Origin of the sequence: Nocardioides scoriae, from assembly GCF_900104965.1 — a bacterium.
Classification (GTDB): domain Bacteria; phylum Actinomycetota; class Actinomycetes; order Propionibacteriales; family Nocardioidaceae; genus Marmoricola; species Marmoricola scoriae.
In genome coordinates this window covers 2679784-2701913 of the sequence record NZ_LT629757.1, presented here as the reverse complement: position 1 = coordinate 2701913, position 22130 = coordinate 2679784, and the positions used below count along the sequence as shown (strand labels likewise).

Annotated in this window: 18 protein-coding genes; 11 read left to right on the top strand and 7 right to left on the bottom strand. The window is 72.9% G+C overall.

Going from position 1 to position 22130, the window contains the following annotated elements:
- The first annotated feature begins 381 nt into the window (after nucleotides 1-381).
- From BLU55_RS12895 to BLU55_RS12850, 10 genes are all read left to right on the top strand, one after another.
- Nucleotides 382-1485 carry an ABC transporter substrate-binding protein gene (locus BLU55_RS12895; RefSeq protein ID WP_197680985.1) on the top strand — a complete coding sequence of 368 codons (1104 nt, stop codon included), beginning with the start codon at nucleotides 382-384 and terminating at the stop codon, nucleotides 1483-1485.
- 43 nt (nucleotides 1486-1528) lie between these two features.
- On the top strand, nucleotides 1529-2392 hold the full coding sequence (locus BLU55_RS12890) for an ABC transporter ATP-binding protein (protein WP_197680984.1): 864 nt from the start codon (nucleotides 1529-1531) through the stop codon (nucleotides 2390-2392).
- The gene (locus tag BLU55_RS12885) at nucleotides 2389-3186 is read left to right on the top strand and encodes an ABC transporter permease (RefSeq protein ID WP_091730349.1); all 798 of its coding nucleotides are present in this window, start codon (nucleotides 2389-2391) and stop codon (nucleotides 3184-3186) included. Before BLU55_RS12890 ends, BLU55_RS12885 begins: the two co-directional genes overlap by 4 nt.
- Nucleotides 3183-4061: an ABC transporter permease gene (locus tag BLU55_RS12880; RefSeq protein ID WP_197680983.1), complete on the top strand. Its 879-nt coding sequence runs from the start codon at nucleotides 3183-3185 to the stop codon at nucleotides 4059-4061. The genes BLU55_RS12885 and BLU55_RS12880 overlap by 4 nt, the downstream gene beginning before the upstream one ends.
- Before the next feature lie 136 nt (nucleotides 4062-4197).
- Nucleotides 4198-5259 carry an isopenicillin N synthase family dioxygenase gene (locus BLU55_RS12875; protein ID WP_091730347.1) on the top strand — a complete coding sequence of 354 codons (1062 nt, stop codon included), beginning with the start codon at nucleotides 4198-4200 and terminating at the stop codon, nucleotides 5257-5259.
- Entirely contained in the window at nucleotides 5256-6356 is a 1101-nt protein-coding gene (add, locus tag BLU55_RS12870; RefSeq protein WP_091730344.1) for an adenosine deaminase, read from the top strand. The genes BLU55_RS12875 and add overlap by 4 nt, the downstream gene beginning before the upstream one ends.
- Nucleotides 6353-7399 (top strand): isopenicillin N synthase family dioxygenase, encoded by a 1047-nt coding sequence (locus BLU55_RS12865; RefSeq protein WP_091730342.1) that lies wholly within the window; start codon nucleotides 6353-6355, stop codon nucleotides 7397-7399. The genes add and BLU55_RS12865 overlap by 4 nt, the downstream gene beginning before the upstream one ends.
- 10 nt (nucleotides 7400-7409) lie before the next feature.
- Nucleotides 7410-8126, top strand: a complete 717-nt coding sequence (locus BLU55_RS12860) for a GntR family transcriptional regulator (RefSeq protein ID WP_091730339.1) — start codon at nucleotides 7410-7412, stop codon at nucleotides 8124-8126.
- A gap of 156 nt (nucleotides 8127-8282) precedes the next feature.
- Nucleotides 8283-9848 (top strand): NCS1 family nucleobase:cation symporter-1, encoded by a 1566-nt coding sequence (locus BLU55_RS12855; protein ID WP_091730336.1) that lies wholly within the window; start codon nucleotides 8283-8285, stop codon nucleotides 9846-9848.
- The gene (locus BLU55_RS12850) at nucleotides 9848-10552 is read left to right on the top strand and encodes an aspartate/glutamate racemase family protein (RefSeq protein ID WP_091730333.1); all 705 of its coding nucleotides are present in this window, start codon (nucleotides 9848-9850) and stop codon (nucleotides 10550-10552) included. Before BLU55_RS12855 ends, BLU55_RS12850 begins: the two co-directional genes overlap by 1 nt.
- Here the strand turns inward: BLU55_RS12850 and BLU55_RS12845 are convergent.
- Nucleotides 10543-11301 (bottom strand): DUF1275 family protein, encoded by a 759-nt coding sequence (locus tag BLU55_RS12845; protein WP_231916863.1) that lies wholly within the window; start codon nucleotides 11299-11301, stop codon nucleotides 10543-10545. The two genes, BLU55_RS12850 and BLU55_RS12845, sit on opposite strands and share 10 nt — an antisense overlap.
- Nucleotides 11302-11378: 77 nt before the next feature.
- Between BLU55_RS12845 and BLU55_RS12840 the strand changes: the two genes are divergently transcribed.
- Nucleotides 11379-12977 (top strand): DHA2 family efflux MFS transporter permease subunit, encoded by a 1599-nt coding sequence (locus BLU55_RS12840; protein ID WP_331713525.1) that lies wholly within the window; start codon nucleotides 11379-11381, stop codon nucleotides 12975-12977.
- Nucleotides 12978-13011: 34 nt separating this feature from the next.
- Here the strand turns inward: BLU55_RS12840 and BLU55_RS12835 are convergent, their stop codons facing one another.
- The 6 genes from BLU55_RS12835 to BLU55_RS12810 all read right to left on the bottom strand — a co-directional run bounded on the left by BLU55_RS12835 (nucleotide 13012) and on the right by BLU55_RS12810 (nucleotide 22085).
- Nucleotides 13012-15096, bottom strand: coding sequence for a RecQ family ATP-dependent DNA helicase (locus tag BLU55_RS12835; RefSeq protein ID WP_091730330.1), 2085 nt, complete (start codon nucleotides 15094-15096; stop codon nucleotides 13012-13014).
- A 100-nt stretch (nucleotides 15097-15196) separates the two neighbouring features.
- A complete protein-coding gene (locus BLU55_RS12830; protein ID WP_091730327.1) occupies nucleotides 15197-16513 on the bottom strand; it encodes an outer membrane protein assembly factor BamB family protein in 1317 nt (438 codons plus the stop codon).
- A 34-nt stretch (nucleotides 16514-16547) separates the two neighbouring features.
- Entirely contained in the window at nucleotides 16548-17525 is a 978-nt protein-coding gene (locus BLU55_RS12825) for an electron transfer flavoprotein subunit alpha/FixB family protein (protein ID WP_091730325.1), read from the bottom strand.
- On the bottom strand, nucleotides 17522-18292 hold the full coding sequence (locus BLU55_RS12820; RefSeq protein WP_091730322.1) for an electron transfer flavoprotein subunit beta/FixA family protein: 771 nt from the start codon (nucleotides 18290-18292) through the stop codon (nucleotides 17522-17524). Before BLU55_RS12820 ends, BLU55_RS12825 begins: the two co-directional genes overlap by 4 nt.
- Complete coding sequence (locus tag BLU55_RS12815) at nucleotides 18292-20814, bottom strand: GcvT family protein (protein ID WP_091730320.1); 2523 nt, start codon at nucleotides 20812-20814, stop codon at nucleotides 18292-18294. The genes BLU55_RS12820 and BLU55_RS12815 overlap by 1 nt, the downstream gene beginning before the upstream one ends.
- A 281-nt stretch (nucleotides 20815-21095) precedes the next feature.
- Nucleotides 21096-22085: an ABC transporter substrate-binding protein gene (locus BLU55_RS12810; protein ID WP_197680982.1), complete on the bottom strand. Its 990-nt coding sequence runs from the start codon at nucleotides 22083-22085 to the stop codon at nucleotides 21096-21098.
- Nucleotides 22086-22130 lie beyond the last annotated feature (45 nt).

Sequence of the window (22130 nt, the reverse complement as noted above, 5' to 3'; positions counted from 1 at the left end):
CCTGCCGGCGCCAGTCTGGGCCGACGTGGGTCCCGTCCGCGGATCGTACGTACCTGTTGCGTGCGATCCGCGGACCAGGTGGTCGGGCCCTTCGAGACACGACTTCGTCGTTCCTGAGGGACCGAGAGGTGGCCCTTCGAGACGGGCCCAGCGGCCCTCCTCAGGGACCGAGGGGTGGGGGCCCTGCTCAGGGACCGAGGGGTGTGGGGGCCTTCGGGGGACGGCTTCGTCGTTCCTCGGGGACCGAGGGGCGGGGCGTGGACCAGACCACCCGGTGGCTTAACGCCGGCGAAACCTGGGGCATCCGGGGGCGAAACGCGGCCGACCTAGGTTCCTCGCACTCGGGTCACCTGTCCACGCCCCCACGTCGAGGAGCACCACTTGTCGCGCACGACCCCCTCCCTCCGTCCCGCCCGCACCACGAGCCGGGGGCGTCGCCACGCGATCACCGGTCTGCTCGCGGCCGGCGCCCTGGTGCTCACCGGCTGCGGGTCCTCGGACTCCGAGGAGAGCGCCTCCGGCGACTCCGGCAGCTCGGAGAAGGCCGACTTCGGCGACCTCACCCTGCAGCTGTCGTGGATCAAGAACGCCGAGTTCGCCGGTGAGTTCTTCGCCGACAGCAAGGGCTACTACACCGACGCCGGCTTCTCGAAGGTCGCGCTCGACCCGGGCCCGGGCCCCATCGAGACGCTGGTCGCGACCGGCGACGCCGACTTCGGCCTGAGCAACGCGGTCGCGACGGCGCAGGTCGTCTCCGAGGAGGAGGCGCCGCTGAAGATCGTCGGCACCAAGTTCCAGAAGAACCCCTTCACGATCCTCTCGCTCAAGGACGGCGCCGACATCACGACGCCCGAGGACCTGGTCGGCAAGAAGATCGGCGTGCAGGCCGGCGGCAACGAGACGCTGTTCGACGCGCTGCTCAAGGTCAACGGGATCGACCCGTCCGACGTCACCAAGGTGCCGGTGGAGTACGACTCGTCGCCGCTGGTCGACGGCGAGGTCGACGGCTTCCTGGCCTACCTGACCAACGAGTCCATCACCGTCTCGATGGACGGCAACGAGGTCTCCAACCTGCCCTTCGCCGACAACGGGCTGCCGTTCGTCGCCGAGAGCGTGATCACGACCGACGAGATGATCGCGGACGAGCCGGAGAAGGTGAAGGCCTTCCTCGAGGCCGAGATCCGCGGCTGGCAGGACGCGCTGGCCGACCCCGACGCGGGCGCGAAGCTCGCCGTCGACGACTACGGCAAGGACCTCGACCTCGACCTCGCCAAGGAGACCGAGCAGGCCGAGGTGCAGAGCGGCCTCATCGTCACCCCGGAGGTCGAGGACAACGGGCTGTTCACGATCTCCGACGACCTCGTCGAGGCCAACATGAAGACGCTGGAGGCGGCCGGGATCGACATCGAGGCCGACCAGCTCTTCGACCTCTCGCTGCTCGACGAGCTGCTGAAGGACAAGCCGGAGCTGACCGAGGTCCCCTGACCGGGCCCGACCCGACCGCCACGCCTACCCGGAGGACTCACCCGTGTCCGACACCCTGCACCACCACGCCGCGGCCGGTGCCGCGGGAGCCACCGGCTCCCGCGGCACCGGGGTGCGCATCGAGCACCTGACCAAGACCTTCAAGGTCGGCCGCGGCAGCGTCACCGCCCTCCAGGACACGACGCTGTTCACCGACAAGGGCAGCTTCCTGTCGCTGCTGGGCCCCTCGGGCTGCGGCAAGTCGACGATCCTGCGGATCCTGGCCGGCCTGGAGAAGCCGACGTCGGGCTCCGCCCTGGTCGAGGGGCGCACGCCGCTGGAGCTGCGCCGCGACCACAGCCTCGGCATCGCCTTCCAGGACTCCGCGCTGCTCCCGTGGCGCTCGGTGCTGTCCAACATCCGGCTGCCCTTCGAGGTGTCCGGCGCCAAGCCCGACGACGCGCTGGTCGCGGAGCTGGTGCGCCTGGTGGGCCTGGAGGGCTTCGAGAAGGCCAAGCCCGCCCAGCTCTCGGGCGGCATGCGCCAGCGGGTCTCGATCGCCCGCGCGCTGGTGGTGCAGCCCTCGGTGCTGCTGCTCGACGAGCCGTTCGGCGCGCTCGACGACATGACCCGCCAGCGCCTCAACGTCGAGCTGCTCCGCATCTGGACCGCGAAGCCCGCGACCACGCTCATGGTCACCCACGGGATCTCCGAGGCGATCTTCCTCTCCGACCGGGTCGCGGTGATGAGCGCGCGACCGGGCCGCGTGGTCGAGGTCATCGACGTCGACCTGCCCCGCCCCCGGCTGCCCGAGATGATGCGCACGCCGGAGTTCCACGCGCTGCACGACCGTGCCTCCGAGCTGCTCTTCGGCGCCCCGCAGGCGGGCTCGCCCGAGCAGCCGTCCGCCGAGCCGGTGTCCGGATGAGCGGCCTGCTCCCCGGCCGCGACACGCTCCGCTCGCTCGGCACCAGCCTGGCCGGTCTGGTCGCGCTGGTCGCCCTGTGGTGGCTGGGCACGCTGACGGTGCTCTCGGGCCTGCGGATCCCGTCGCCGGGTGCCGTGGTCGGCTCCGCCGTCGACGACGGCTGGTCCTTCTACGCGCTGCACTTCTCGATGACCCTGCAGGAGGCGGCCGTCGGGTTCGCCTACGGCACGATCGCGGCCGTCGTGCTGTCCTCGGTGGTGCTGCTGCTGCCCGTGCTCGAGCCGGTGATCATGCAGGTGGCCGTCATCAGCTACTGCATCCCGCTGGTCGCGATCGCCCCCGTGCTGTTCATCGTCATCGGCAACCCCGACGAGGGCACCCGCTCGGGCACCGCGACCGCCCTGGCCGCGATGTCGGTCTTCTTCACCACCGTCGTCGGCACCGTGCTCGGCCTGCGCTCGGCCGACCGCGCCAGCCTCGACGTCGTGCAGGTGTACGGCGGGGGCCGGCTCCGACAGCTGGTCACCGTGCAGCTCGTGGCCGCCCTGCCGGCCATCCTCGCGGCGCTGCGGATCGCCGCCCCGGCCGCCTTCCTCGGCGCGATCCTGGGGGAGTACGTCGGCGGCGTCGAGCGCGGTGTCGCCCTCATCCTCAAGATCGCCCAGCAGAACGTCGACGTCGAGCGCGCCTGGGCCGTCGGCATCGGCTGCGCGGTCGTCGCAGGCGTCGCGTTCGCGTTCTTCGGGCTGCTCGCGCGGCTGGTCACGCCGTGGTCGCGCGGAGCGGTCTCGTGAGCACCGCGCTGCTGCCCGGCGCCCCCGACCTCGGCGCGGCCGGCGGCTCGGGAGGCCCCGGACCGGGTCGCTCGGCCGGTCGGGCGCTGCTGCGCTCGGTGGTCGGCGCCGTGGCCACGATGGCGCTCGTGCTCGGCATCGTGGTGCTGCTGTGGGTGGCCGCGCTGCGGGTCTTCGACGTGTCGACGTACGTCGGGAAGGGTCCCGGCGAGGTCTGGACGATCCTCTTCGGCGAGGACGACTCGGCCGAGCTGCGGGGCGAGATCGCGGTGCTGCTGCGCGAGACGCTGGTCGACGCCGGCATCGGCTTCGTGGCCGGCATGGTCTCGGCGGTGCTGCTGGCGGTGGCGGTGGTCCGCTACCGCACCCTGGAGAGCGCCGTGATGCCCGTGGCGCTGATCCTGCAGACGGTGCCGCTCATCGCGCTGGCACCCCTGCTGATCCTGCTGGTCGGGCGGGGCTACGCCATCGTGGCGATGATGAGCACGATCGTGGTGCTCTTCCCGGCGCTGGTGAACATCGTGCTGGGGCTGCGCTCGGTCACCCCGCAGATGCGCGACCTGGTGCTCGTCTACGGCGGCTCGCCGACCACGGTGATGCGCAAGGTGGGCTTCCCCTCGGCGCTGCCGGCCTTCTTCGCCTCGGTCCGGATCGCCATCCCCGGCGCCATGACGGGGGCGCTCCTCGCGGAGTGGCTGGCCACCGGCAAGGGCATCGGGTACGCCGTCGTCTCGGCCGCCAGTCGGTCGCAGAACGGCCGCACCTGGGCGCTGGTCGTGGTCGTGACGCTGACCGCGCTGCTGCTCTACCTGGTCGCCCAGCTCGTCGAGGCGGTCGTGCTGAGCCGCTTCGGCGACGCGGCCGGCCGCTCCTGAGGCCACCGCCGTGACGTCACGCAGCCGTAACACCGCCGTCCTAGGCTCCTGCTCGCCCCACAGTTCCAACGGACACGATGGCGTCGACCGGCGCCGGGACACGGACACCTCCGGGAGCACGTCCCCCAGGAGAGCCATGTCCACGTTCACCGTCCCCACCGTCGACCTCGCGGCGTACGTCGCCCCGGCCAGCCGCGCCGCCCGGGCCGCGGTCGCCGCCGACCTCGACCGCGCCTGCCGCGAGGTCGGCTTCGTCCAGGTGCAGGGCCACGGCGTCCCCGCCGAGGTGATCGCCGGTCTGGCCTCGGCGATCGACGACTTCTTCGCCCTCGACGAGGTGGCCAAGCTGGCCGTGCGGGTCGACCCGGCCCTCAACCGCGGCTACACCCCGCCGCGCTCGGAGAGCCAGAGCCTCAGCCTGGGGGTGCAGCCGGCCAACCGGATGAACGACTTCTTCGAGGCCTTCGGCGTCGGCCGCGGTCTGGCCGACCACCCGGACGTGCCGGGGCTCGCCGCGCACGCCGGCCACTACGCCGAGAACACCTGGCCCGACGAGGACGTCCTGCCCGGCTTCCGGGCGCGGGTCGAGGCCTACCTGTGCGAGGCCGAGCGGGTGGCCACCACCCTGGTCGCCGTCGCCGAGGACGCCCTCGGCCTCGCCCGCGGCCGGCTGCAGGAGCTGAGCGACCACACCATCGGCGCCATGCGCCTGATCAACTACGCCCTGCCCGAGGACACCGACGTCGTGCTCGACGGCGACCTGCGGGGGATGGGTGAGCACACCGACTACGGCCTGCTCACCGTGCTGTGGGCCGACCGGGTGCCGGGCCTGCAGGTGCTGGGCCGCGACGGGGCGTGGCACGACGTGCAGCCCGACCCGGGCGCGCTGCTGGTCAACCTCGGCGACCTGACCGCGCGGCTGACCAACGACCAGTGGTCCTCGACGCTGCACCGCGTGGCCCCGCCCGTGGTCGACGGGCGGGTGCTGCGGCGCCGGTCGGCGGCGTACTTCCACGACGGCAACGCCGACGCCCGGGTCGCGCCGCTGCCCGGCTTCGTCGACGCCGAGCACCCCGCGCGCTACACCGAGGTCAGCGTCGACGAGCACGTATGGGCCAAGGTCGAGGGCTCCAACCTGGGCCGGCTCAACACCGCTGCGGGCCCCGAGCGCGCGCGGGTGCTGGGGGCGGCGCGATGACGGTCCCGACCGACGCCCCGTCGTACTCCCGCCCGACCGACCACGACCCCGAGGTGGAGCTGCTGGTCGCCGCCCTGCCCAAGATCAGCCTGCACTGCCACCTGATCGGGTCGGTCGCGGCGACCACCGTGGTCGACCTGGCCCGCAAGCACGGCGTCGGCCTGGAGGGCCGGACCGCGGACGACCTCTACGACCACGACAGCTACGAGGACCTCGGCGAGTTCCTGCGGGTGCTCGACCTGGTCGGCTCGGTGGTGCGCGACGTGGACGACTTCCACCGGATCACCTACGAGTCGCTGACCGACGGCGGCGCCGCCCACGGCGTGCTCCACCGGGAGATCCACCTCAGCCCGCCCGGTCACCCGGGCGTCGCCTACCCGACGATCCTCGACGGCGTGGTCGCCGGCATGCGCGACGCGCAGGCCGACACGGGCATCACCAGCGGCCTGGTCGTGGGGCTGTGCCGCGAGCGCAGCGGCGCCGACGCGCTCTCGCTCGTCGAGGAGGTGGTGCGCCACCGCCGCGACGAGGTCTGGGGCGTCGGCCTGGACTACGAGGAGGTCAAGGGCCCACCGGGCCTGTTCGTCGAGGCCTTCGCCGCGGCCGGTCGCGCCGGGCTGCGACGCACGGCGCACTCCGAGTCCGGCCCGCCGGCCCACGTCCTGACCCTGCTCGACGAGCTGGGCTGCGACCGGGTCGACCACGGCTACCACGTCGTCGACGACCCGGAGATCACCGCGCGCTGCGTCGAGGAGCGGGTGCCGTTCACCTGCACGCCTGTCAGCTCCGACATCGGCCGCTACTCCGGTTCCGGTGACGGCAGCCACCGCCGGATCGCCGAGATGGTCGAGGCCGGGCTGCTGGTGACGATCGACTCCGACGACCCGCCGATGTTCGGCACCGACCCCACCCACGACCACCGCGTGCTGGCCCACGCCCTGGGCTGGCGGCGCGAGGAGCTCGCGCAGCTGACGCTCAACGGCGTCGAGGCCAGCTGGCTCGACGCCAGCGGCCGGGCCGACCTGCGGGCCCGCGTCGAGGCGAGACTGGCCCTGACGCGCCCGACCGACGACACCCACGCTGAGGAGCAGCCATGAGCACGCCCGGTTTCCACGTCCCGACCGTCGACCTGTCCGCCTGGGTGGAGGAGGGGGACGAGGCCGCGAAGCAGGCGGCGGCGCAGGCCTTCGACGAGGCGGCGCGCACGGTCGGCTTCGTGCAGGTGGTGGGCCACGGGGTGCCCGAGGCCGTGCTCACCGACTTCGCCGCCGCGCTCGACGGCTTCTTCGGACAGCCGCTGGAGGCGAAGAAGCAGCTGCGCACCCCGCCCGAGGTCAACCGCGGCTACTCCCCGCCGAAGACCGAGTCGCTCTCGCTCAGCCTCGGTGTGGCCCCCTCCAACCGGATGCACGACTTCTTCGAGGCCTTCAACGTCGGCGTGGCGGTCTCCGACTTCCCGGGGCTCGACCTGCCGGTCGAGGACTACCCGGAGAACGTCTGGCCCGAGGTGCCCGGCTTCCGCGAGGCGGTCTCGGCGTACTTCGACGAGGCCTCGCGGGTCGCGGTCACCCTGACCGCGCTGTTCGAGGCGGCGCTGGGGCTGCCCGAGGGGTACGTCGACGCGTTCACCGACCACAGCGTCGACGTGCTGCGGATGAACAACTACGCCCTCGACCCCGGCGAGGTCGTCCTCGACGGCGAGCTGACCGGGATGGGCGCGCACACCGACTACGGCATCGTCACCGTGCTGTGGGCCGACCAGGTCGCGGGCCTGCAGGTGCTGGGCCACGACGGGGCCTGGAACGACGTGCTGCCGGCCGACGGCGCGCTGCTGGTCAACCTCGGCGACCTGATGGCGCGCTGGACCAACGACGCGTGGCGCTCCACCGTGCACCGCGTCAAGCCGCCGATCGTCGACGGCACCATCCGGCGGCGGCGCAGCGCGGCGTACTTCCACGACGGCAACATCGACGCCCTCATCTCCACGCTGCCCACCTGCGTCGGCGCGGGGTCGCCGTACGAGCCGATCACCGTCGGGGAGCACCTGCGGGCCAAGCTCGCCGGGTCGCGGGCGGGCGTCGCCAACACCGCCGCCGAGCGCGAGGCGGCCCGGGTGCTGGCCTCGGGCAGCCCCGGCTGAGCCGCCCGCGATGGCCTCGACCGCGCCCCGCAGGCGCTCGCTGTTCACCTCGCGGCTGGTCAACACCGCCGCCGAGGGCGAGCAGCCCGCGGTCGTCGAGGACCTCCGGCACGCCATCCTCGCGGGCGACGAGCCGCCCGGCACGCCGATCCCGATCGACGCGGTCGCGCGCTTCTTCGGCGTCAGCCCGATCCCGGTGCGCGAGGCGCTCAAGGTGCTCCTGGGGGAGGGGCTGGTGGAGCACGTCCCGCGCGTGGGGTACGCCGTGGCCAAGCTCGCCTTCGCCGAGTTCGCCGAGCTGTACGACGTGCGCGCGGCGCTGGAGGCCTCGGCGCTGCGGCAGTCGGTGCTGCGGGCGACGGCGGCCGACGACGTGGTGGTCCACGAGACCCACGCCGCGATGGGACGCGCCATGGCCAGCGGCGACGAGCGCGGCTACCACGCCGAGTCGCGCCGCTTCCACGTCGCGCTGATCGGGCCGGCCGGGATGCAGCGGCTGACCCACATGTACGAGTCGGCGTGGAACATGACCGAGCCCGCCCGCCCGATGTCGCGCGTCGAGGCCGGAGGTCGCTCGGTGTTCTACGACGACCACGACCGGATGCTGCACGCCTTCGTGGCCCGCGACGCCGACACCCTGGTCGCGGAGTCGGGCCGCCACTTCGGTCACCTCCGCGAGGCCATCGCGGCGTTTCGTGACGATCCAGACGTGTTCCGCCCGGTGTGACCGGCTCGTATATCCGTCCCGTGACACCGGGTTCACACGGGGCGCGCCGAGTCGAAACAGCCGCTTCCTAGCGTGCGACCACCGGGCCCCGAGGTGGGTCCCCCGCGATCGGCAGGTGTGGCCGTCGCGGTCCGTCGTCCCTCTCGAGGAGCACCCATGACCGAGCTCAGGCCGCAGGCCCCCGGAGTCCTCTCCGGCGTCCTGCCCGACGCCGCGCTGCGACCGGCAGCCGCCCCGCCCGGGGGTGCCGTCGTCAAGCCGGCCTACGACCCCCGGCTGACCAACGAGGACCTGGCGCCGCTCGAGGAGCAGACCTGGTCGACGTACAACATCTTCGCGTTCTGGATGAGCGACGTGCACAGCGTCGGCGGCTACGTCACCGCCGGCTCGCTGTTCGCGCTGGGCCTGACCAGCTGGCAGGTCTTCGTCTCGCTGATCGTCGGCATCCTGATCGTGCAGTTCTTCTGCAACCTGGTCGCCAAGCCCAGCCAGGTCGCGGGGGTGCCCTACCCGGTCATCAGCCGCGCGTCGTTCGGCGTCCTGGGCGCCAACATCCCCGCGATCATCCGGGGGCTGATCGCCGTCGCGTGGTACGGCGTGCAGACCTTCCTGGCGGCCGGCTCGCTCAGCATCGTGTTCCTCAAGCTGTGGCCCGGGCTGACCCCGTGGGCCGACGTCGACCAGCACGGCTTCCTCGGCCTCTCGGCACTGGGCTACCTGTCCTTCGCGATCCTGTGGGTCGCCCAGGCGGCGGTGTTCTGGCGCGGCATGGAGGCGATCCGGAAGTTCATCGACTTCTGCGGGCCCGCGGTCTACGTCGCGATGATCGCGGTCTGCCTCTACATGCTGGTCAAGGCCGACTGGGACGTCAGCTTCACCCTGTCCGACGACTCGCTCACGACCGGCCAGACGATCACGGCCATGCTCGGCGCGATCGCGCTGGTGGTCTCCTACTTCTCCGGCCCGATGCTCAACTTCGGCGACTTCAGCCGCTACGGCAAGAGCTTCGAGACGGTCAAGAAGGGCAACTTCTGGGGCCTGCCGGTCAACTTCTTGTTCTTCTCGGTCCTCGTGGTCGTCACGGCCTCGGCCACCGTGCCGGTCTTCGGCGAGCTCATCACCGACCCGGTGCACACGGTCGAGCGCATCGACACCTACACCGCGGTCCTGCTCGGCGGCCTCACCTTCGTGATCGCCACCGTCGGCATCAACATCGTGGCCAACTTCATCAGCCCGGCCTTCGACTTCTCCAACGTCGCGCCGCAGCGGATCAGCTGGCGGATGGGCGGCATGATCGCCGCCGTCGGGTCGGTGCTGCTGACCCCGTGGAACTGGTACTCCAACCCCGACGCCATCTTCTGGACCCTGGGCATGCTCGGCGCCCTCATCGGCCCGCTGTTCGGCATCCTCATCGCCGACTACTACGTGATCCGCAAGCAGCACGTCGTGGTGGACGACCTGTTCACCCTCGACGAGGGCGGGCGCTACTACTACTCCCGCGGCTACAACCCCGCCGCCGTGGTCTCGGTCGTGGTCTCCGGCGTGCTGGCCATCGTCTCGGTCGTGGTCCCCAAGCTCGGTGGTGTGGTCACCTGGCTGCCCGACTACAGCTGGTTCCTCGGCTGCGCGCTCGGCTTCGCGACGTACGTCGTGCTGGCCCGGCGGATGGGCGTCGGCGAGGTCGAGGCCACCGCGGTGCCGGCCCAGCGGGTCTCCGACTGATGCGGGTCCTGGTCGTCAACCCGAACACCACGGCGTCGATGACCACCGCGATCGGCGCGTGCGCCCGGGCCGTCGCCGGCCCGGGCGTCACCGTCGACGCGGTCAGCCCGGTGGCCGGGCCGGTCTCGATCGAGTCGCACCACGACGAGGTGATGGCCGCGCCCGGCGTGGTCGCCCGCGTCCTGGAGGGCGAGCTCGACGGGTACGACGGGTACGTCGTCGCCTGCTTCGGCGACCCGGCCCTGCTCGCCTGTCGCGAGGTGGCGCGTGGCCCGGTCGTGGGGATCGCCGAGGCGGCGATGCGCACGGCCGGCTACCTCGGGCGCTCCTTCAGCGTGGTGACCACCCTGGCCCGGACCATCGGGCACTCGCGCGACATCGCCCGCTCCTACGGCGTGGACGCGCTGTGTGCCGGGATCCACGCCTGCGAGGTCCCCGTCGTCGAGCTCGAGACCGACCCCGCTGCCCGGGCGCGGGTGCGCGACACCTGCCGGCGGGCGCTGGCCGCCGACGGCTCGGAGGTGCTGGTGCTGGGCTGTGCGGGCATGGCCGACCTCGCCGACGAGCTCTCGGTCGAGCTGGGCGTGCCGGTGGTCGACGGCGTCCGCGCGGCCGTCACCACCGTGGAGCAGCTGGTGCGCCTGGGCCTGCGGACCAGCAAGGTCGGCGAGCTGGCCCCGCCACCGGTGAAGGCCTACGCCTGAGCCGAGGCGACGTCCGGGTCCGCGGCCGTCTCCTGCGCGGCGGCCCGGGCGCTGGCCCGCGCGTGCAGCCACCCGACCAGCACCACGAGCAGCACCAGGCCGCCCTCGACGAACAGCCCGAGCGCGAGGCCCAGACCGAGGTCGAAGCGCAGCAGGGCCGCGCCGCTGAGGGCACCGAGGGTGATCAGCACGACCGCGGCGAGGCGGCGGCCGGTGCCGCCGCCCCGGCCGCTGCCGAGCACGGAGTCGGCGGCCAGGCCGGTGATGGTGGAGGTGACCACCACGGTGGTGACGTCCTTGACGGCGACGAAGCGGGCGGTGGCGGCCTGGACGCCCATCGCCGCGCCGAGGACGCCGGTGACCGAGAGCAGCACGGGCTCGGCCGGGTCGGGCACCAGCAGCAGCGCGACCGCCAGGCCGAGGACCAGCACGCCGACGAGGGCCAGCAGCACCGACGTGCGGCCGGTCCAGGCGTGGGCCGCGCCCTTGAGCACCCGGCCGCCCAGGGCGGCGCCGAGCATGAAGCCGCCGAGCGCGACCAGCGGACCGACCACGGGGAGGCCGTTGCCGCCGACCAGGGCCATGCCGAGGATGACCACGTTGCCGGTCATGTTGCCGGTGAAGACCCGGTCGAGGCCGAGGTAGCCGACGGCGTCGACGACCCCCGTGCCGAAGGTGAGCACCAGCATCAGCACGAGGTGCATGCGGTCGGCGGAGACGCGGGCGAGCAGCGGGGGGCGCGAGGTCACGCGAGGATCATCGCCGGTGACGAAGGCCACCGGAAACTCGCTGGGCCGGTGTCGGCGCCCGGCCGTACGCTTCTTCGGTGAGCCAGGACACCGACCTCGACCGCCCCGCCCCGACGCCCGGGGGCGGAGGTCCCGCCGGTGGCGGCCTCGACCGCGAGGTGCTCATGGTGGCCGGCGTCGTCGTGCTCGGCGCCATCATGTCGATCCTCGACATCACGGTCGTCTCGGTCGCGCTGCGGACCTTCCAGACCGAGTTCGACGCCACCGCCGCGCAGGTCGCCTGGACGATGACCGGCTACACCCTGGCCCTGGCCAGCGTGATCCCGCTGACCGGCTGGGCCGCCGACCGCTTCGGCACCAAGCGCCTCTACCTGCTGGCGGTGGGGCTGTTCACCGCCGGGTCGGTGCTGTGCGCCGCGGCCGACACCCTGGAGACGCTGGTGGCCTTCCGGGTGCTCCAGGGCCTCGGCGGCGGCATGCTGATGCCGCTCGGCATGACCATCCTGACCCGCGCGGCCGGCCCGGAGCGGATCGGTCGCGTGATGGCCGTCCTGGGCGTCCCGATGCTGCTCGGACCGATCTTCGGCCCCATCCTCGGCGGTTGGATGATCGACGCGTTCTCCTGGCACTGGATCTTCCTCATCAACCTGCCGATCGGCGCCGCGGCCCTCGTCTACGCCTGGGTCGTGCTGCCCGCCGACTCGGTGCAGCCGTCGGAGTCCTTCGACTTCGTGGGCATGCTGCTGCTCTCGCCCGGCCTGGCCGCCTTCCTCTACGGCGTCTCCTCGATCCCCGAGACCGGCACCTTCTTCGCCGCCCGGGTGATGGTCTGGACGCTCCTCGGCGTCGCCCTGATCGCCGCCTTCGTGCCCTGGGCGCTGCGCCGGGCCAACGTGCACCCGCTCATCGAGCTGCGGCTGCTGAAGAACAAGAACATGACCGTGGCCGTGATCGCGATGATGCTGTTCGCGATCGCGTTCTTCGGCGCCAGCCTGCTGTTCCCGCTCTACTTCCAGGAGGTCCGTGGCGAGTCGGCGCTGCGCTCGGGCCTGCTGCTCGCCCCGCAGGGCCTCGGCGCGATGCTGACGATGCCGCTCGCCGGCATGCTGGCCGACAAGATCGGGCCCGGCAAGATCGTGCTCACCGGCATCGGGGTCATCACCGTCGGCATGGGCCTGTTCGCGATGTTCGTCGGCGACGGCGCGAGCTACCTCGCGCTGATCGTGGCGCTGTTCGTGATGGGCTTGGGCATGGGCGCGACCATGATGCCGATCATGACCGCGGCCCTGGCCACGCTCTCGGCGCGCAACGTCGCCCGCGGCTCGACGTTCCTCAACATCACCCAGCAGGTGGCGGCCTCGATGGGCACCGCGCTGTTCTCGGTGCTGCTGACCAACGGGTTCAAGGACAGCCGGGCCATCTCGCTGGGCGGCGCCGTGCAGTCGCTGCGCGAGCAGCCCGACCTGCTGGCCCGCTTCCTGCGCGAGCAGGGCCTGACCCAGGCCGACCTGGCCGGCCTGCCCGCCCGCATCGTCACGGACATGGCCGACACCTTCAGCTGGGTCTTCTGGGTGGCGACCGCGCTGGTGGCGCTGTGCCTGGTGCCGGCCTTCTTCCTGCCCCGCACCAAGATCGAGCACGCCGAGACCGAGCAGCCCCTCCTCGTCGGTCACTGAGACCCGGCCCCACGACCGCTGTCGGGGGACGGGGCTAGGAGTCCAGGCCCAGGGCGAGGGGCAGGACCGGCCCCGAGCCGGCCCGGCGCAGCGCCCGGGCGGCCAGCGTCATGGTCCAGCCGGTGTCGACGAGGTCGTCGACGAGCAGCACCGGGCCCCCGTCGAGGTCGCCGTCGACCGCGAGCCGGAACCGCCGGTCGACGGCCGCCACGCGCTGCGCCGAGTTGGCCGAGCCGCGGCCGGGGCCGACCTGGGGGTCCACGATCTCGAAGCGGGCGACGAGCGGGATTCGCATGGTGCGGGCCATGCCCTCGGCCAGGTCGCGGGTCAGGGTGGGGCGGCGCTCGGACTCGACGTACGCCACGCCGGTGGGGCGCGCGGGCCACGCCGGGCTCCAGTCGCGCATCACCTCCATGACCGCATCGACCAGGGAGCGGGGGACCTCGCCGTCCTGGGCGTCGGCGGCGAACAGGCGGCGCAGCGCCTGGCCGTGGCCGAGGTCGGTGAGCCGGCCGACGGCCCGTCCCTCCTCGGCGGCCTGGTCGATGCGGCCCTTGAGCTCCAGCCCCATGGTCGGCAGCGCGGTCGGCCACATCTTGCGGGGCGCGATCGTGACGCCGGGCCGGCGCAGCTGCTCGCCGGCGGCCTCGACGGCGGCACCGGAGACGTCGGCGGGCAGGGTGAGCCCGCCGCAGTTGTCGCAGCGCCCGCAGTCGGCCGCGTCGGGGTCGTCGAGCTGGTCGCGCAGGAAGCGCATCCGGCAGCCCTCGGTGGCGACGTAGGCCAGCATCGCGGCCTGCTCCTCGCGGCGGGCCGCGGCGACCCGGTCGAATCGCTCCTGGTCGTAGACCCACTCCTGGCCCGTCGCGGTCCAGCCGCCGCGGACCCGGTCGACGGCCCCGTCGACGTCGAGCACCTTGAGCATCGTCTCGAGACGGGTGCGGCTCAGGTCGACCTGGGTCTCGAGCGCCGCGGTCGACATCGCGCCGCCGGCCGAGGACAGCGCGCCGAGGGTGGCGCGCACGTGCTGCTCGCCCGGGAAGGCCAGGGAGGCGAAGTAGCGCCAGATCTCGCGGTCCTCGAAGGCGGGCAGCAGCACCACGGTGGCGTCGTCGGTGCCGCGGCCGGCGCGGCCGACCTGCTGGTAGTAGGCGACCGGGGACGCGGGCGCTCCGACGTTGACGACGAACCCCAGCCGGGCGTCGAAGCCCATCCCGAGCGCGCTGGTGGCGACCAGGGCCTTGAGCCGCCCGGCCAGCAGGTCCTGCTCGAGGGAGAGCCGCTCGGTCGCCTCGGTCTGGCCGGAGTAGGCCGCGACCTGGTGGCCCCGCGAGCGCAGGTGCTCGGCGATCTCCTGGGTCGCAGCGACGGTCAGGGTGTAGACGATCCCCGAGCCCGGCAGCTCGTCGAGGTGGTCGGCCAGCCAGGCGAGGCGGTGCTCGGGTCGCTGCAGCTCGACCACGCCGAGGTGGAGCGACTCGCGGTCGAGCGTGCCGCGCAGCACCAGGACGTCCTGGCCCAGCTGCTCGGCGACGTCGTGGGTGACCCGGGAGTTGGCGGTCGCGGTCGTGGCCAGCACCGGGATGCCGGGCGGGAGGGTGGCCAGCATCTGCCGGATGCGGCGGTAGTCGGGCCGGAAGTCGTGGCCCCAGTCGGAGATGCAGTGGGCCTCGTCGACGACCAGCAGGCCGGCGGTCTCGGTCAGCTGCGGCAGCACCTGGTCGCGGAAGGCCGGGTTGTTGAGCCGCTCGGGGCTGACCAGCAGCACGTCGATCGCGCCGGCGTCGACCTGGGCGCGGATCGCCTCCCAGTCCTCCATGTTGGTGGAGTTGATGGTGGCGGCCTTGATGCCGGCCCGGTCGGCGGCCTCGATCTGGTTGCGCATCAGCGCCAGCAGCGGCGAGATGATGACGGTGGGGCCGGCCCCGAGCTCGCGCAGCAGGGCCGTGGCGACGAAGTAGACCGCCGACTTGCCCCACCCGGTGCGCTGCACCACGAGCGCGCGCCGCTGCTCGACGACCAGCGCCTCGATCGCGGACCACTGGTCGTCGTGGAGCCGGGCGTCGTCGGAGCCCACCAGGGCTCGCAGGTGGCGCTCGGCCTCGTCACGGGTGTCCATGCCGTCGGTTGTATCAACAGGCGGTGACAGCGGGACGGCTGCGTCCACAGCCCCGGCTCCCAGGTGGACCCCGGAGCCCTGCCGGCGGTGGCAGGTCGGCTCAGCCGCGGCGCACGACGACCGCGCCGGTGCTGGTCGCCACGGCGAGCAGCGAGGGGGTGAGCGCCACCTGGTAGGGCCAGTACGTCGTGCTGACGCCGTCGGTGGGCAGCGGCAGCGAGCGGCGGGTGCCGTCGCGCAGGTCGACAACGTGCAGCGCGCGGGTGCCGGCGACCAGCACGTGGTCGGCGTCGAGCAGCGGCACCGCGGCGAGGTCGGCGCCGTACGGCAGGAACTGCGGGGAGCGCGGCACCCGGAAGCCCCAGAGGCGGCGCCCGTCGTCGGTGGCGTACGCCGACCACCGTTCGCCGGCCCGCACCAGCACGCGCCCCGCCCGCACCGTGGCGTCGAAGGCCGCCCCGCCGGCGGGCAGCACCGACCAGGTCTGCCGGCCGCGGTCGTCGAGCGCGGCCAGCCGGACCTCGGTCCGGCCCCCGCGCCGTGCGGTCCAGCGGGCCACGACCGCGCGGTCGGCCGCCTCGTCGACGCCGACGACGTGCAGGCCGGACCCCCGCGGCTCGCTCCGCGTCCACCGGGCCTCCCCGGTGCGGGCGTCGAGCAGCCGCAGCGCCTCGCCCGCCGGGCGGCTCGCGAGCGCCGCCGGGTCGAGCAGGTCGTCGACGGCGGCGCCCCCCAGCAGCAGCCGGTCGGGGCCCCAGGAGGTCAGGGTGTCCGCGTCGCCGCTCGCCTGCTGCTCCCAGCCGGGCCCGTCGGCGCCCAGGCGCGCCAGCCGACCGCCCGCGCGCACGACCAGGCCGTCGTCGAGCAGCTGCGTCGAGACGGAGGCCGCCTCCGGGAGCGCCCCGCCGTCGAGCCGGGCGCACCACTCGCGACGGCCGGTGTCGGCGTCGAGCACGACCACCTCGGGGGCGCGGTCCTCGGGGCGGGTGACCACGACGTAGCGCTCCGCGTCCGCGTCGTACGCCGAGCGCTGCGTGCCCACCGCCACCCGCCAGCGCGGCGCCAGCGTGGTGTCGTCGAGCAGCGTCAGGTCGGGCGAGTCGCGCAGCCGCACCCCGAGGCCCTGCTCGAACCCGTCGACGCGCACCAGCTGCTCGTAGTCGTAGCCCACGGCCCCCAGCACCTCGCCCACCGGCGCAGCGTCGCGGGCCAGGGTGCGGACGAGCCGGTCGCGCCGCGGGTCGGGGTCGGCCCGCCGCTGGGCGGCGTCGAGGAAGGGGCTGCGGGCGTCGACGGCGGCGTACGACGTGACCTCGGCGCCGCAGGCCGGCGTCGGCTCGCGACGGGTCAGCCAGGTGCCGACACCGGCCCCGAGGACCGCCAGCACCAGCGCCACCACCAGCCACCGCCCCCGCACGGGGGTCAGCGTAGGGGCAGCCCCGGCGAGGGGGTCAGCCCCGACGGCGCCGGATCTCCTCGTTGATCGCCGGGACGACCTCGTGCATGTCGCCGACCACGGCGTAGGTCGCCTTGGTCATCATCGGCGCGTCGGGGTCGGTGTTGATGGCCACGATCACCTTGGAGCTCGCGCACCCGGCCCAGTGCTGGATCGCCCCGGAGATGCCGCACGGGAGGTAGACCTCGGGCGCGATCCGGCTGCCGGTCTGGCCGACCTGCTCGTGGTGGGGCCGCCAGCCGAGCGAGGTCACCACGCGGGAGACGCCGAGCTGCCCGCCGAGCAGCTCGGCGAGCTCGCTGACGTCGGCGAACCCCTCGGGCCCGCCCGCGCCGCGGCCGGCGCCGACCACGACGCGCGCCGACTTGAGGCTGTCGGCGCCGTCGGTGTCGACCGGCTCGGTCGAGACCGCCCGCACCACCAGGTCGGCGGGCGAGAGCTCGACCTCGAGCGGGGTGAGGGTGGCCGGGCCGGCCTGGTCGGCGGTCGCGGCCTCGACCGCGTGGCCGGCGACGGTGAACACCGCCGGGCGCTGGGAGAGCCGGACCTCCTCGAAGGCGGCCCCGCCGACGACCTGGCGGGTCACGGTGAAGGGCGAGAGGCCGCCGAAGGCGACCACGTTGGGCGCCATCGCGACGTCGAGCCGGGTGGCCACGCGGGCCATGACCTCGTTGCCGCGGTTGGTGCCGCCGGCGAGCAGCACCACCGCGCGGGTGGCCTCGCGGGCGGCCAGCACCGCGGAGGCGGCCGCGGCGCCGGAGAAGGCGTCGAAGTCGGGCGAGCCGGCGTGCAGCACGGTGCGGACGCCGGCCTCGGCGAGCTCCTTGGGCACCGAGTCGCCGATGGGTCCGGCCACGAGGGCGTCGACGGGGATGCCGCCACCGGCCTGCGCCAGCGACCGGGCGAGGGTGAGGGCCTCCAGGGAGACCTCGGCGACCACGCCGCCGGTCGTCTCGACGTACACCACGATCATCGGGCCACCCCCAGCTGGTGCAGCAGGTCGACGACGGCGGGTGCCGCCTCGGGTCCCTCGCCGAGCACGGTCGCGCTCGACGAGGTGGTCTCGGGCAGGGTCAGCCGCACCCGGCCGCTGCCGACGGGCTCGCCGGTCAGGGCACGCTGCTCGACGGCGATCTTCTTGGCCTTCATCCGCCCGGTGATGGTGGGGTAGCGCGGCTCGACCCCGCCCTCGAGGACGGTGACGACGGCGGGCGTCGGGACGGCGTACGTCTCCCGGCCCAGGGCGCCCTCGCCGACCAGCGTGGCGGTGCCGTCGGCCAGCGCGACCGACTTGATGCCGGTGACCACGGGCCGCTCGAGCTGGTGGGCCAGCCGGATGCCGACCTGGAAGTCGCCCGAGTCGGCGGCGTCGTTGCCGAGCAGGACCAGGTCGTAGGGGCCGTGCTCGGCCTCGTGGTCGCGCACGACCGCCGCGATCTCGCGGGCGACGTCGGCCGGGCCCAGCGCGACCGGGTCGGCCTCCACCAGGGTCGCCGCCGTGCAGCCGACCCCCAGCGCCGTGCGGAGCTGCTCGACCGCGTCGGCCGACCCGACGCTCAGCACGGTCGCCGAGCCGTCGGTGGCAGCGGCCAGCTGCACGGCGGTCTCGACGGCGCACAGGTCGTGGTTGGACAGGGTGTAGCCCACGAACCGGGCGTCGGCCGACTGGGCGTCCTCGCTCAGCAGCACCTCGCCGGAGAAATCCGGGACCCGCTTGACGCAGACCAGCACGCGCGCCATCAGCGCAGCCGCTCGTTGGCCGCGTCGAGCAGCGGCGTGGAGTCCACCGAGCCGACGGTGACGGGGTAGAGCTCCTCCATGTAGGACACCGCGAGCTCGTTGCCGAGACGGGCCTCCGCGGCGGGCAGGTACGCCAGCAGCACGTGCTTGCCCAGCGACGGCGCCGAGCCGGCGCTGGTGACGTAGGGGTGGTGGCCGTGCCCGTCGGTGAGGGTGCCGCCGTCGCGGGTCAGGATCGGCTCCCCGCCCAGCATGTAGCGCTTCACGCCGCTGGCCGAGGTGTGGTCGTCCACCGTCAGGGTGCACAGCGCGGTGGCAGGCTCCTGGTCGCGCTGCGCGAGGTAGGCCTCCTTGCCCACGAAGTCGGCGGCCTTCACCTTGGGCCGCTGCATGCCGGCCTCGACGATGGTGCGCTCGGCGTCGAGCTCGGCCCCGAAGGCGCGGTAGCCCTTCTCCAGGCGGCCGGTGGTGCCGTAGACGCCGATGCCGACCGGGCGGGCGCCGTGGTCGCGGCCGGCGGTCAGCAGCGCGTCCCACAGGGCGGCCGCCGCGCCGAACGGCACGTAGAGCTCCCAGCCGAGCTCCCCGACGTAGGAGATGCGCGAGGCCAGCACGGGGGCGTCGACGCCCTTGACGGTGATCTCGCGCGAGGTGAGGAAGCCGAAGCCGGCGGCGCTGAGGTCGTCCGAGGACAGCGAGGAGAGGATCTCGCGGGCCGCGGGACCCCACAGGCCGATCGTGGAGACCTGCTCGGTCACGTCGGCGAGCTCGGCGCCCTCGGCCAGGTGGTCGGTGAAGTGCTTGCGGTCGGCCATGCCGTGGGCGCCGCCGGTGACGACCCGGAAGTGGTCCTCGCCCAGCCGCATCACGGTGAGGTCGGAGACGAAGCCGCCCTTGGCGTCGAGGACCGGCGTGTAGACGACCTTGCCGACGGCCACGTCGCACTGCGCCACGCAGGTCTGCTGCACCGAGGCGAGCGCGCCCGGTCCGGTGACGTCGAAGATCGAGAACGCCGTCAGGTCGATGACGCCGGCGCGCTCGCGCATCACCAGGTGCTCGGCGTTGACGATCGGGCTCCACCAGCGGGAGTCCCACTCGTGCTCCCGGGGCATCACGCGGTCGGCGTACGTCTCGAGGAGGTCGGCGTTGGAGTCGTACCACCACGGCCGCTCCCAGCCGACGGTCTCGTGGAACACCGCGCCCAGCGCCTTCTGGGAGTCGGCCATGGGCGAGAAGCGGACGTCGCGGTCGGAGGCGTACTGCTCGCCGGGGTGGACGATGCCGTAGGTCTTGTTGAACGCCTCGCTGGTGCGGGCCCGGACGTGCTCGCGGGTGGTCTCGTGGGGGTGGAAGCGCGCGATGTCGCTGTGGTGCACGTCGATCTCGGAGTGGCCGTGGGTCATCCACTCCGCCACCGCGCGCCCGACGCCGGGCCCCTCCTTGATCCAGACCGCGGCCGAGACCCACAGCCCCTCGACCTCGCTCTCGCCGAGGATGGGGTTGCCGTCGGCGGTGAGCGACAGCAGGCCGTTGATGGCGTAGCGGATCTCCGCGCCCTCGGCGCCGAGCAGCTCCGGCATCAGCTCGAGGGCCTCCTCGAGCTGCTGGTCGAAGTCGTCCTCGGTGAACGGCATCTCCGTGGGCGAGAGCCGGGCCTGCTCGATCGAGGGGATCTCCTCGGGCTCGTGCAGGATCGGCCGGTGGGCGTAGGAGCCGACCTCCATGTCGGCGCCGTGCTGGCGCTCGTAGCAGAAGGTGTCCATGTCACGGATGATCGGGAAGGAGATCTCGCCCTCCTTCTCGGCCAGCTGGGGGCAGGGCCCGACCGAGATCATCTGGTGGACCGCCGGGGTCAGCGCGATCCGGATGCCCGCCATGTCGCCGAGCTTGGGGCTCCACACGCCGGCGGCGATCACGACGTACGACGCCTCGATGGTGCCCTGGTCGGTGACGACGCTGCGGATGCGTCGTCCGTGCTCGCCGTCCTCGACCACCAGGTCCTCGACCTCGGCGCCCGCGACGACGGTCAGCTCGCCGGTGGCCAGCGCCTGCTCGCGCATGATCGTGCCGGCCCGGAGGCTGTCGACCACGCCGACCGTGGGCGTCCAGAAGGCGCCGATGATCTGGTCGGGGTCGAGGAACGGCACCTTCTCGGCGACCTGCGCCGGGGTGACCAGCTCGGACTCGATGCCCCACGCCCGGGCGCTGGACATCCGGCGCCGCAGCTCCTCCATGCGCTCCTCGGTCCGGGCCACCTCGAAGCCGCCGGACTGGGTGAACACGCCCATCTCCTGGTACTGCCGGACCGAGTCCATCGTCAGGTCGGTGATCTCCCGGGAGTGGTCCACCGGGAAGATGAAGTTGCTCGCGTGGCCGGTCGAGCCGCCCGGGTTGGGCAGCGCTCCCTTGTCGAGCTGGACGACGTCCTTCCACCCCAGGCGGGTCAGGTGGTGCACCAGGCTGTTGCCGACGATGCCGGCCCCGATGACGACGACGTTGGCACGGGCGGGGACTCTGGCCACGGTGGCTCCCTAGCGGTGACGAGTTGCGTATGACGCAATGCAGTGCGTCATGTGGAACGACACGTCCATCGTCACCCCGCCCCGCGGAGGGTGTCAAGGCTCCGCGCCCCACGAGGCCGCCCGGCGGGCTCGGTCCCTCAGGAGGTCGCCGACCCCGGTCCCCGAGGAGGTCGCGGACCGGCCCCACCCTCAGGGACCGGCCCCACCTCAGGGACCGAAAAAGGCGGTGCCCCGCTGCCGGGTGTCGACAGCGGGGCACCGCGCTCGGTGCGTGGCGTGGGTCAGCTGCCCATCCATGCGTCGACCTTGTCGGGGTTCGCCTCGATCCACTTCTGGGCGGCGGCCTCGGGCTCGAGGCCGTCCTTGGCGATGTACTTGGCGACCTCGTTCTGGTCGTCGTTGGTCCAGCTGAAGTTCTTCACCAGGTCGACGGCGGGGGAGCCCTCCTCGACCCACTTCGTGGAGGCGATCTTCTTCAGCGTGGTCTCGGGGTAGTCGCAGGCGACCTTGGCGGGGTCGTCCTGGCAGCCGGCGGTGTAGTCGGGGAGCTTGACCTTCTCCAGCGGCACCTCGGCGAAGAGCCACTGCGGCTCGTAGAAGTAGCCGATGAGGAACTCCTTGTTCTTCTCCGCCTTCTCGAAGGCCTGGATGCTGGCGGCCTCGGAGCCGGAGAAGACGACCTTGAAGTTCAGGTCGAGATTGCTGACGATCGCCTCGTCGAACTGGACGTACGACGGGTCGGCGCCGAGGAACTGGCCCTTGTCGCCGGACTCGGAGGTCTTGAACTGCTCGGCGTACTTGTTGAGGTTCTGGTAGTCCAGGATGTCGGGGTACTTCTTCGCGAGCCACGGCGGGACGTACCAGCCGATGATCCCCTTGTTGCCGGTCGGGCCGAGGTCCTCGGCGCTGCCGTCGCCGGACTTGGCGAAGAACTTCTTCTCCAGGTCGGGGTGGCCCCAGTCCTCGATGACGACGTCGACGTCGCCGGTGCCGAAGCCCTGCCAGGAGACGTCCTCCTTGAGGTCCTTGTAGTTGACCGTGCAGCCGAGCTTCTCCTTGGCCAGGGTGCCGACCACGTAGGCGTCGGCCTGGAAGCCGACCCACGGGTTGACGGCCATGTTGAGCTCGCCGCAGTCACCGCTGGCGGCGGCGTTCTTCTCGTTCTCCTGGGTCTGCTCGTCGATCGAGCCGCCACTGCCGCAGCCGGCGAGCGCGAACGCCGCGCAGGCCATGAGCGCCGTGACGCGTCCGACCCTCCTGTTGGTCCTCATGGGTTCTCCGTCTCCTGGTCGAGATGACCGTCTGGTTGTTGCGAC